Below are 10,826 nucleotides of genomic sequence, written 5' to 3'. Positions count from 1 at the left end.
GATCACTCTCCCGGCATCCGGGTATCAGTCCCTCCGTCGCCGGAAACCGAGCAGCAGTCCGAAGAGCCCGCTCAGCGCATAGCCGGCCGCGCACACCGTGATGACGATGAGCACAACGAACAGCGGTAGCCAGCTGTTCTTGTGATGATCGACGCCCCACCACACTCCCGTGAACAGGATCGTGCTGACGAACAGCAGGATGTCGCGCAGGCCGGCCCGATATGAGGCGGCGGCGCTGCGCAGCGGCCGGTGCCGGTGGACAGTGGCGACCAGGTCGTCGATGCGGCAATCGATACTTCGTTGGAGTTCGGCTCGCCGCTCCACATCCTGCGGAGACAGGTGCTCCAGAAGCTCCATATCCTGCTTGATCGCCTTGCGGACATCGGGGCCCTTCAGATACCCCGCGACGGCCCCGAGAGCCAATCCACCCGCGATGGGCGCGAGCCCCAGGGCAAGGTCGGCGACAGCGGGCATGAGTCGGCCTCCTCTCGATGCGCTCGGTCATACTGGACGATAGATCTGCTGCGCATCGAGACGTGAGCGGCGAAAGTAACCGCGTTGGGCCCTAGCCGCCCTGTTCAGGACTCGTGGTAGAAGCCCATGTTGACGCTCCGAGGCGCGCTGCGATCCGAGATGGTGATCTCGCCGTGTCCGCCCTTCGGCAGGGCCACCACCCCGCCTTGCTCCAGCGACTGGCCGAGATTCCCCACGACGATTCGCACTTCGGAAGCCGGCTCGGCCTCCGGATCCGGCGTACGGCTCACCTCCCAGGTTCCTTCGGGACCGCACGCGAACTCCAGGTGCACCGGGGAAACGAATACCCAGTCACCCGGCACGACGATCCGGCACACCGACTTGTCGCGCCCCACTCGCAACACGGCGCCGGCCTCGCTCGGGGCATCGGCCATCATCATGCCGCCCGTGGCGGCCTCCGACCCGGACACCGTGGCCATGGTCAGTTCGAGCACCTGTTCCTCCTCGAGAGTCACTGCACAACAACGAATTCGGTCCACAATGCCAGATCGGGGCCGCCCGGCGCCATCACGAAGCCACCAGCCGTGCATCGAACCCGCCCGGGGGTGAGCACATCACCACCCGGGTTCCCGATCGAACCGGACATCCTTCGCACACAATGGATCTCGATTCGGCAAGCGCCCCACACATACTCTCGCCGCAAGTGCTCGACGCGATCGCTACGGCGCCGCGCTACGCGACCGGAAACACTTCGAATCCCTGGCCGCGCGGCGGCCGGACCACGGCGATCGCATTCGTGATCCGGCCCGTTGCCGGCGTGATCGAGCCGGTGAAGCCGGCAGGCCCCGGCTACGGCAGCGCCCCGCAATTGACCGGAGCGGGAACGTTGGCCAGGCGATCGGTGATCCACTGCTGCGAGTCGGCGATGGACGGGAAGAAGGCCAGGTCGTGAGTGCCGATGACGCTGTTGATCGGAGGCAGCCAGGGGTCCGCCTGCAACTGCACGGCCCCGCCGCGACCGCACCAGTTCGCGGCCAGATCGCGCACGGACGCGTAAGGCGTCGCATCGTCGTTGCGAGCCGCGTACAGCCGCACCGGCACGGATGGGGCGAGCCCGCCGAGCCGCTGTTCGTCGAATGCCTTCTTCAAGACCGGGGTGCGGTCGATAACGGCCGTGATCGGCTGGCCACTGGTCGTCCATCGGGACGTATTCTGCGGCTGCGTCAAAGAGCCGCCGAGACCGCCACCGCATTTGCTGGTCGCATCGCGCAGAATCGCCTTACCCGTGTCGTTCAGGGCGGCATCGAGCGCGGCGCGGGTGGCCGGATAATCGGCGGCGATACCGTTCAGGACCCACGCGATGGCCGGTGCGACGCCCGGGCGGCCGTCGTTGCGCCCGATGTAGAACTCCGGATCCACCAGGGGCGCTCCGACATATGCGCCGCGCACGTTCAGATCGGGGGCGTATCGACGTTGCAGTTCGGCCGCTGCGCCGGAGGCCATACCGCCCTGGGAGTAGCCGTAGAGCACGACCGGTGAGCGCGGATTCAAGCCGCTGCCCGGCAACCGCAGCGCGGCGCGTGCGGAATCCAGCACCGCGTAACCCTGCGTCTTACGGTTCAGGAAGTCGTGCACCGGCGGTGTGCCCAGGTCGTGGTAGTCGGTCATCACCACCGACATGCCGCGGGTCAGCAACTGATAGATCGGGGCGAGGTCGTATTCCAGGATCGCGTCGGCGGGCGGCTGAAACCGCACCCCCTGCGCCAGCATCGCCGACGGTGCGCACTGATCGCTCTGGCCCTGCGTGCCGCCCGCGTACGCGACCAGCGGGCGCTCCCCCGGACCGGTCCACGGGGCGATCGGCTCCAGATATGTGCCGACCACCGTGGTCGGCGAGTCGTTGGTCGTGCTGCTGGCGTAGGTGAGGCGGGTGGACCTCGCCGCGACGGTCCCCGGCAATCCCGGCGCCGACAACGTCACCCGCGACGTGTCGGCGCGGATGATGGAGCCCAGAGCCTGTCCGGACTGGGGTGTGGTCGGCGCGGACCATACCTGCGGTGCGGCGATCGCACCGCCGACAGTGATTACGGTTCCTGCCAGCGCCGCGACCCAGGCGCGTTTACCGCTCCTCATATTCGATCCTTTCTGCGATGGAGTTGTCCAGAGCGAGCTGGATCCAGATCGGATACCGAATCCATGTTCGAGCGCAGAAATCAGGCACACCGGCTATAGGCGTTACCGAGGTCACAGCTTAAGACATCCCGGGCCGACAACTCCGGAAGTCGCCGTTCTGGCCGGGCAGCCGTCGAATCGAATACCAGGCAGATCGAAACCGGTTGCCTCCCAAGGGAAGCAACCGGCACACCACCCGGCCGCGCGCCGCACGCGCCCGGCCGGGAGGACTCGGACTACTTGATGCAGTCGGTGAGGATCTTCTGGGTGGCGGACTTGGCCTTGGCCGCATCGTCCTTGCTCAGTCCCATGGTGTTGGAGTCGAGCTTGTTGGTGTCGGTGCCGGGCTTGGTCATCAGGCGCAGGCCGTCCTGCGAGATGCCTTCGCCGACATAGATTTTCGCGGCACAGTCGGCCAGCTTCGGGTCGTTCAGACCGCTGCTCTGCAACGCCTTGGACAGATCCGCCTGGGTGACCTCGGGCTGGGCATTACCGGAACCACAGCCCGCCAGCAGGGGCAGAGCGACCAACGCGGCGGCGATCAGCGTAATCCTCAACTGATTTCCTCGATTCTCGTCAAATACGGCTACAGCGGCGACACACAACCGCCGTGGTGATACTGCCGTATCCCACCGCTCCAGGACAGTCCGAGGTGAGAATCCACAATGCGGGGCGCTACAGATCCATCGCGGCACGCAATGCGGTATCCAGACGCTCCAGGGTGTCGTCCTCGACCGAATCCAGGCGTTCGGCCAGCCAGCCTCGATAGATGCGGCCCAGATTGCCCGCGTGCACCCAGCCGTGGCCGGGAATCGACACGGCCAGGATGTCCTGCGGATCCTCGTCGAGCAGTTCGGCGGCGATCAGCCAGGGGCGCGGCGACTCGTTGATGCCGTCACTCGAGATCAGCACGACGTTGCGACGTCGAGGCAAACCGTGCGGGTTGTAGCTCCACAGTTCACCCCTGCGCACGCATCAACTCCTCGGCGGCCGCGAGTTCCGCCTCGTCGGCGGCCGCGGCGGCGGCCGGATCGGGCACCGGACCACAGCCGGTGCGCACCGCCTCGCGCCGGGCGGCGCGAGATATCCACGCGGACGGGGACATGCCCGCACGCTGGGCGGCCTGCTCGGCGAACGACCAGGCCGCCGCATCGAGTGACAACGTCACCTTACGGGTAGCCATACCATTCATCGTACCGCCGAATCGCCCCGAAACGAACCCTGTTGGCGTGACGCCAACCGTTGCTACCCTGTGCCCGTGCTGAATCACCACCGCGTCGGCAGCGGGGAGCCCCTGGTCCTGGTCCACGGCGTCGGCAGCCGCTGGCAGGTATGGGAGCCGGTGATCGACCGGCTGTCGCGATCGTTCGAGGTCTACGCCGTGGACCTGCCCGGATTCGGCGAATCCGCACCCCTGGAGCACACCACCGTCGACATGCTCACCGACGCGCTGGCCGCCTTCCTCACCGAGAACGGCCTGGCCACACCGCATCTGGCGGGCAACTCGATGGGCGGGCTGATCGTGCTGAACCTGGCCGCCCGCGGGCTGGCCCGCTCGGTGACCGCCTTCTCGCCGATCGGCTTCTGGGCCACCGCCGGACGGGTCTGGTGTCAGCAGTCGCTCGGCCGGTCCGCGACGCTCGGCCGATTGCTGCGGCCCGCGCTGCCGGCGATCCTGGGCGCGCCCGCCGGCCGCACCGCGTTCCTGAGCCTGGTCTTCGGCAAGGCATGGGCGGTGAGCGGCGACGTCGCGCTCGCCACCGCACTGGGCGCGATCGAATCTCCCGGATTCGCACCCGCTCTGGCTTCTTTCGACCACGCTCGCCTGCAGGACTCCGGGCGGCTGGCCCGCATTCCGGTCACCGTCGCCTGGGGCGACCGCGACGTGCTGCTCACGTACGCCACGCAGAGCCGCCGCGCGCGCGTACGTCTGCCCGAGGCGCGGCACCTCACCCTGCCCGGCAGCGGGCACACCCCGTTCTACGACGATCCCGAGCGCTGCGCACAGGTCATCCTCGAACAGCTCGCCGCAGCGGGCCGATGAGCACGGTGGCGCTGAGCGTCGACGGGAACCTCGCCGACGTCGCGTTGGACCGGCCCGGCAAACACAACGGCCTCACCATCGAGATGATGCGCGAACTCATCCGGACAGCGCGAATTATCGAGGGCCGCAGAGATATTCGCGCGGTGATTCTGCGCGGTAACGGTCCGAGTTTCTCCAGCGGCCTGGACATCGCCGGGACGATGCGCGATCCACTGGGCGTCGTGCGCAATTTCGTGCCGAATCCGTTGCGCGGCACCAATTCCTTCCAGGAAGCCTGCTGGGCGTGGCGGCGACTGCCGCAGCCGGTGATCGCCGCGGTGCACGGACATTGTTACGGCGGTGCGCTACAGCTCGCATTGGCGGCCGATTTTCGTTTCGCCACACCGGATTCGGATTTCTCGGTGATGGAAGTGCGGCACGGCCTGATTCCGGATATGACCGGCGCGGCGACATTGTCGCGGCTGATCGGCCTGGACGAAGCGCTGCTGCTGACCATGACCGCGGACCGGATCGATGCGGCACACGCCGCGCGCATCGGGCTGATCACCGAGATCAGCGAGGATCCGATCGCGTCCGCACGGCAGCTGGCCGGGCGGATCGCGGAACGCCCACCGCACGCCGTGGCCGCCGCCAAACAATTGTTCGACCGGACCTGGCATTCGTCGGCGCGGCGCGCATTCGGCATCGAACGCGCGACTCAGCTGCCTCTGATACTTCGCCGAGCCCGTTTTCGCAGGTAATCTGCCTACCGGCTGTACGCTACGAAAGCGGTGGTAATTCACACCGATCGATATCTGCGGTACCCCCGTCACCGGGGCAGCTAAACCCGTGCCGAATGTGTGCGCAGCTTGTATTTCACATTTTGCCAGCCAGTCGACGATCGTGTGTGGCCGCCCTGAGTCTCCACCGGTATCGGCCGCCCGTTTCTCGACACGACTCGGGAAGGCCGACTACGTTGTCCAGAGCAGTTTCGATCCTGCTGTCCGCGATAGCCGCGGGTTCAGCGGTGATGCTGACCATGACCGCGCCCGCCGACGCGAATCCCAACGCCATCAACCCCATTCCGGTATTGAACGGCACCGCCGGACTGCCGCACCTGGACGGTCGCAGCCGCGCGATCTTCCAGGTGACCGGCATGATGAGTCCGAACAACACCCAGAACTACAACGTCCTCGGCACCGATCTGGGGATCATGTGGGACAACGGCAAAGGCCAGATGCTCACGGCGTTCGGCGATTCGGCCGGACTGGGGCTGCCGAATCTGCTGGCCGGCAGCACCTGGGCCTGGCGCAGCAATATCCTGCTTCGCAGTCACACCCGCAATCCGGCCAACGGCATCTATTTCGACAGCGTGGTGCGCGACATGTTCGGTCAGGCGCGGGACCTGATACCGAGCCCGAAGATCCCGTTCATCGAGATAAGCCGGATTCCGACCGCGGGCATCGAGGTCGGCGGCGTCCAGTACATGAGCCTGATGTCGGTGCGCAGCTGGGACAACGTCGGGCAGTGGACGACCAATTACTCGGGCCTGGCCGCATCGGCCGACAATGGCGAGACGTGGGCGGACCTCGCGCTCACCCGGCGGCCCAATTCCGGTGCGAACACCAAATTCCAGATGAACGCGTTCACCAAATCCGGCGGCTACGTGTACGAGTACGGCACGCAGTCCGGACGCAACCACCCCGCGTATGTGGCCCGGGTGCGCGAGCAGGATATTCAGAATCTCGGCGCGTACGAATACTGGGACGGCGGCCGCTGGCGCCGCGGCGACGTGAATGCCGCCGCACCCATCGCCGGCGGGGTGGGCGAGCTGTCGGTGGTGTGGAACCAATACCTCGGGCAATATCTGATGCTGACCACCGACCCGTTCAACTCGGTGGTCATGCGCCGGTCCTCCTCCCCGCAGGGCCCCTGGAGCGCACCGGAGGTCCTGATCGACACCCGGGAATTGCCGACCGCCTACGCGCCGTCGATCTTCCCGTACCAAACCGGCCGTGACCTGTATTTCCTCACCACGGTCCACAGCCAGTACAACGTCGTCCTGATGCACACCACGCTGTAACGCCGCCTCCGCTCCGCCGTGGCGGGCCGGGGGCCTGTCGGCCCCGGTCCTTCCCTCCGCTGCCCCGCTTCGCCCCTGGGACTCCGGTTCGTCCAGGCCCGGGACGGGTCCCGGCCTCGGAACCGGCGTTGCCGGGACGGGCGGCACTCGGGTGCCCGTGGCACCTGCCTGCTATCGATCGTTCCAGGGCTCGGTTCCCGGCTCGGCCGTTCCCTGGGCCCGGCCGCACCCGGGCGAAGCCGAGGCCGGAAGATTACAACCATGGACGCGGCCGAATGGGATGCCCGGTACACCCAGAGCGAGTTGGTGTGGGGCGCACCGCCGAACGCGACCGTGGTCGAGCACGTGTACGGGCTCGAGCGGCGGGTGGTGCTGCAGCCCGACACGCCCGGTGAGCCGGTACCGGAGCTTCCCCGCGCGCTGGATCTGGCGTGCGGGGAAGGCCGCAACACGCTGTGGCTGGCCACGCACGGGTGGCAGGTCCGGGCGGTGGATTTCTCGCAGGTCGGGATCGATAAGGGCCGGACGGTGGCGTCGCGGTTGTCGCGCTCGGTGCGCGGGCGGATCGACTGGCAGTGCGCCGACGTCACCGATCTCGACGCCGCCGGGATCACCGGGCCGTTCGAACTGGTGCTGAGCGTCTTCCTGCACCTGCCCGCGCGGCAGCGCCGCACGACGCTGACCCGCGCCGCCGAACTGCTCTCGCCCGGTGGCACGCTGCTGGTACTCGGCCACGACACCACGAACATCACCGACGGGTTCGGCGGACCGCAGGATCGGTCGATCCTGTTCACCCCCGACGACGTGGTGACCGATCTGGCCGGGGTCCCCGATATCCGCATCCGGATCGCCGACCGGGTCCTGCGCGAGACCGAGGACCGCGATGCGATCGACGCGCTGGTCGTGGCGACGAAGATCGTCCCCGATCTGGCGGAGCAGGCCGCGGCCGACTGAGACCGCTCAGTCCGGGCCGGCCCACCGGCGCAGCCACGGTTCCACCGCGCCGACGATGACGTCGAATCCGCTGCGGAACGAATGCGGTTGTCCCGGAACGACTGTCACCTCGGCGGCATCGGCCGGATCCGGTATTCCGAACGGGTCGCGCGCACCGTTGACCACCACGACGTCGACCGCCCGCGATGCGGCCAGCAACTCCTCGCGCCGCGTCTTCTCCGGCTTACCCGGCGGATGCAGCGGAAAAGACAGGGCCACAATGCCTTTCGCACCCACATCGACGGCGGTCCGGCACACCACCCGGGCGCCGTTGCTGCGCCCGCCCTGGATCAACGGCACCGACCGCACCTTCTTGCGAAGTGCCGCAACGATTTCCGTCCAGGCCGCATCCTGCGTCGTCACCGATCCCGGAGCCCGCCGCCCCGCCGCCCGGTAGGGCTGCACCACCCGGGCGACCGCCCCGCCCAGCTCCACCGCGAGATCCCGCACGGCGAGCAGATCCTTCGCATCCACCCCGCCGCCGGACCCGTGCGTCAACAGCAGCAGGAATTTCGCCGCCCGCGGCTTGTCGAGTTCGACCTCCGCGGGTCCCGCACTGGTCTCGATCCGCACGACCGCCGCCTCTCTCACCTCGACCGCTGTCGGCCGCCTGCACCGGCTGTCCCCACCATGGACAGTAATCGCCTTTCGCGCTGTTCAACCCGCTGGGCCGGCGGCGCCCGCACCCGGCCCGCAACGCGGTCGGCTGCGAACCACGTCCGCGCACGACGCGCGGACCGCCGCGACACAACCGTGCCGCGGTTCCGCCGCCCGTCCCCGGTGCGCCCCGCGGCACATGCCGGCGAACCCGGCCATCGCCGCAGGCCACCCGGCCCTCCCCGCGCAGCGCGAGACGATTCGCGACCGCCGGGAGCGCCTTGCCGCCCACCGCGACCACCGCGCCGCTGCCGATATCGGCCGCACCCGACCTCAGCAGCGGTTGTTCATCGCATCACACTGCCCGGTCAGCTGTTTGACGGCGGATTACCCGCGGGTAATATACGCTGTAAGTTACCCGCGAGTAGTCGACGGTGAAGTCCGGCGGCCACCCGGCGGAGACCGCGGGCGGGAACGGGCAACGTCCGACCGCACCAAACTCGATGGAGAGTGAGTAGACAGATGGGTCACTACAAGAGCAACGTCCGCGACCTGGAGTTCAACCTCTTCGAGGTGCTCGGCCTCGGTTCGATTCTCGACAGCGGCGCGTACGGCGACCTGGACACCGACACCGTCAAGGAGATGCTGCGCGAGGTACGCCGGCTGGCCGAGGGCCCGCTGGGTGAATCGTTCGCCGATGCCGACCGCAACCCGCCGGTCTTCGACCCCGAGACGCACAGCGTCTCGATCCCCGAATCGTTCAAGAAGTCCTTCCGCGCGATGCAGGAGGGCGGCTGGGAGAAGCTCGGCCTGCCCGAGGAACTCGGCGGCCTCGCCGTGCCGCGCACCGTGCACTGGGCGATCAGCGAGCTGATCCTCGGCGCACAGCCCGCCGCGTACATGTACGCCGCAGGCCCCGGCTTCAACGCGATCTTCTGGAACAACGGCACCGAAGAGCAGAAGAAGTGGGCCAAGATCGCGGTCGACCGCGACTGGGGCGCCACCATGGTGCTCACCGAGCCCGACGCCGGTTCCGACGTGGGCGCGGGCCGGACCAAGGCGATCAAGCAGGAGGACGGCTCCTGGCACATCGAGGGCGTCAAGCGCTTCATCACCTCCGGTGATGCCGACGACCTGTTCGAGAACACCGTGCACCTGGTGCTGGCGCGTCCCGAGGGCGCGGGCCCGGGCACCAAGGGCCTGTCGCTGTTCTTCGTGCCGAAGTTCCACTTCGACCACGAGACCGGTGAGCTGGGCGAGCGCAACGGCGTCTTCGTCACCGGGGTCGAGCACAAGATGGGCCTGAAGGTCTCGGCCACCTGTGAGGTCACCTTCGGCGGCCACGGCATTCCGGCCAAGGGCTGGCTCGTCGGCGAGGTGCACAACGGCATCGCGCAGATGTTCGACGTCATCGAGAACGCGCGAATGATGGTGGGCACCAAGGCGATCGCCACGCTGTCGACCGGTTACCTGAACGCGCTGGAGTACGCCAAGACCCGCGTGCAGGGCGCGGACCTGACCCAGATGACCGACAAGGCCGCCCCGCGCGTCACCATCACGCACCACCCCGACGTGCGCCGCTCGCTGATGATGCAGAAGGCGTACGCCGAGGGCCTGCGCGCGGTCTACCTCTATACCGCCGCGCACCAGAACGCCGATATCGCCGAGCTGGTCTCCGGCGCGGACGCCGATCTGGCCGCCCGGGTCAACGACCTGCTGCTGCCGATCGTCAAGGGTGTGGGCTCCGAGCGGGCCTACCAGTACCTGACCGATTCGCTGCAGACCTTCGGCGGTTCGGGCTTCCTGCAGGACTACCCGATCGAGCAGTACATCCGCGACGCGAAGATCGACTCGTTGTACGAGGGCACCACCGCGATCCAGGCGCAGGACTTCTTCTTCCGCAAGATCGCTCGCGACCGCGGTGTGGCGCTGGCGCACGTGGCCGGCCAGGTCAGCAAGTTCCTGGAGCGCGAGGGCGGCAACGGGCGGCTCAAGGCCGAGCGCAAGCTGCTGGCGACCGCGCTCGAGGATGTGCAGGCCATGGCCGCGACCCTGACCGGACATCTGATGGGCGCTCAGGAGGACGCCACCGAGCTGTACAAGGTCGGGCTGGGTTCGGTCCGCTTCCTGCTCGCCGTCGGCGACCTGCTGGTCGGCTGGCAGTTGCTCGCGCAGGCCGAGATCGCCATCCAGGCGCTGGACAACGGTTCGGACGAGGCCTTCTACCGGGGCAAGATCGCGACCGCGCAGTTCTTCGCCCGGAACGTGCTGCCCGAGCTGACCGCGACCCGCGCGGTCCTGTCCAACCTGGACAACGACATCATGGAGCTGGACGAAGCAGCCTTCTGATCTCGCGTCCCGAACAGCCGCAACGCCCCGCGATCGGACTCGGCTCCGATCGCGGGGCGTTTGCTATATTCCGCCTCGATCACATCCGAAGCATCGTCCGCTATCGGTCGTTGCGATGCGGCGACGATACGGTCC

General features: G+C 67.8%; 12 protein-coding genes. 5 read left to right on the top strand and 7 right to left on the bottom strand.

Annotated features, from left to right (window positions below):
• Window positions 1-24: 24 nt before the first annotated feature.
• From AC5WS7_RS15495 to AC5WS7_RS15470, 6 genes are all read right to left on the bottom strand, one after another.
• On the bottom strand, window positions 25-474 hold the full coding sequence (locus AC5WS7_RS15495; RefSeq protein ID WP_495955150.1) for a hypothetical protein: 450 nt from the start codon (window positions 472-474) through the stop codon (window positions 25-27).
• A 104-nt stretch (window positions 475-578) separates the two neighbouring features.
• A complete protein-coding gene (locus tag AC5WS7_RS15490; RefSeq protein ID WP_495955149.1) occupies window positions 579-968 on the bottom strand; it encodes an FHA domain-containing protein in 390 nt (129 codons plus the stop codon).
• Window positions 969-1,323: 355 nt separating this feature from the next.
• Window positions 1,324-2,607: a lipase family protein gene (locus AC5WS7_RS15485; RefSeq protein WP_495955148.1), complete on the bottom strand. Its 1,284-nt coding sequence runs from the start codon at window positions 2,605-2,607 to the stop codon at window positions 1,324-1,326.
• Between the two features lie 275 nt (window positions 2,608-2,882).
• Window positions 2,883-3,203 (bottom strand): hypothetical protein, encoded by a 321-nt coding sequence (locus AC5WS7_RS15480; RefSeq protein ID WP_495955147.1) that lies wholly within the window; start codon window positions 3,201-3,203, stop codon window positions 2,883-2,885.
• 118 nt (window positions 3,204-3,321) lie between these two features.
• Window positions 3,322-3,618: a hypothetical protein gene (locus tag AC5WS7_RS15475; protein ID WP_495955146.1), complete on the bottom strand. Its 297-nt coding sequence runs from the start codon at window positions 3,616-3,618 to the stop codon at window positions 3,322-3,324.
• The gene (locus AC5WS7_RS15470) at window positions 3,605-3,829 is read right to left on the bottom strand and encodes a hypothetical protein (protein WP_495955145.1); all 225 of its coding nucleotides are present in this window, start codon (window positions 3,827-3,829) and stop codon (window positions 3,605-3,607) included. Before AC5WS7_RS15470 ends, AC5WS7_RS15475 begins: the two co-directional genes overlap by 14 nt.
• A gap of 75 nt (window positions 3,830-3,904) precedes the next feature.
• Between AC5WS7_RS15470 and AC5WS7_RS15465 the strand changes: the two genes are divergently transcribed.
• The 4 genes from AC5WS7_RS15465 (at window position 3,905) to AC5WS7_RS15450 (ending at window position 7,706) form a co-directional block, all read left to right on the top strand.
• A complete protein-coding gene (locus AC5WS7_RS15465; protein ID WP_495955144.1) occupies window positions 3,905-4,690 on the top strand; it encodes an alpha/beta fold hydrolase in 786 nt (261 codons plus the stop codon).
• A complete protein-coding gene (locus AC5WS7_RS15460; protein WP_495955143.1) occupies window positions 4,687-5,430 on the top strand; it encodes a crotonase/enoyl-CoA hydratase family protein in 744 nt (247 codons plus the stop codon). Before AC5WS7_RS15465 ends, AC5WS7_RS15460 begins: the two co-directional genes overlap by 4 nt.
• 215 nt (window positions 5,431-5,645) lie before the next feature.
• Complete coding sequence (locus AC5WS7_RS15455) at window positions 5,646-6,752, top strand: glycoside hydrolase family 183 protein (RefSeq protein WP_495955142.1); 1,107 nt, start codon at window positions 5,646-5,648, stop codon at window positions 6,750-6,752.
• Window positions 6,753-7,013: 261 nt separating this feature from the next.
• A complete protein-coding gene (locus AC5WS7_RS15450) occupies window positions 7,014-7,706 on the top strand; it encodes a class I SAM-dependent methyltransferase (RefSeq protein ID WP_495955141.1) in 693 nt (230 codons plus the stop codon).
• 6 nt (window positions 7,707-7,712) lie between these two features.
• Here AC5WS7_RS15450 and AC5WS7_RS15445 read toward each other — a convergent pair whose 3' ends face one another.
• Window positions 7,713-8,318, bottom strand: coding sequence for an alpha/beta hydrolase family protein (locus AC5WS7_RS15445; protein WP_495955140.1), 606 nt, complete (start codon window positions 8,316-8,318; stop codon window positions 7,713-7,715).
• Window positions 8,319-8,864: 546 nt separating this feature from the next.
• On the opposite strand from AC5WS7_RS15445, the gene AC5WS7_RS15440 reads away from it, so the two are divergent.
• Window positions 8,865-10,691, top strand: coding sequence for an acyl-CoA dehydrogenase (locus AC5WS7_RS15440; RefSeq protein WP_495955139.1), 1,827 nt, complete (start codon window positions 8,865-8,867; stop codon window positions 10,689-10,691).
• Window positions 10,692-10,826: the final 135 nt, after the last annotated feature.

The sequence above is a fragment of the Nocardia sp. PLKS1-43 genome, assembly GCF_059510335.1.
The sequence above is the reverse complement of the archived record's forward strand: the minus strand, read 5'-3'. Positions and strand labels throughout refer to the sequence as shown.

What these genes read in the sequence shown, in the direction of transcription:
- AC5WS7_RS15485 (WP_495955148.1), bottom strand. Translation starts at nt 2,607, where the DNA reads ATGAGGAGCGGTAAACGCGCCTGGGTCGCGGCGCTGGCAGGAACCGTA.
- AC5WS7_RS15440 (WP_495955139.1), top strand. Translation starts at nt 8,865, where the DNA reads ATGGGTCACTACAAGAGCAACGTCCGCGACCTGGAGTTCAACCTCTTC.
- AC5WS7_RS15495 (WP_495955150.1), bottom strand. Translation starts at nt 474, where the DNA reads ATGCCCGCTGTCGCCGACCTTGCCCTGGGGCTCGCGCCCATCGCGGGT.
- AC5WS7_RS15470 (WP_495955145.1), bottom strand. Translation starts at nt 3,829, where the DNA reads ATGGCTACCCGTAAGGTGACGTTGTCACTCGATGCGGCGGCCTGGTCG.
- AC5WS7_RS15450 (WP_495955141.1), top strand. Translation starts at nt 7,014, where the DNA reads ATGGACGCGGCCGAATGGGATGCCCGGTACACCCAGAGCGAGTTGGTG.
- AC5WS7_RS15460 (WP_495955143.1), top strand. Translation starts at nt 4,687, where the DNA reads ATGAGCACGGTGGCGCTGAGCGTCGACGGGAACCTCGCCGACGTCGCG.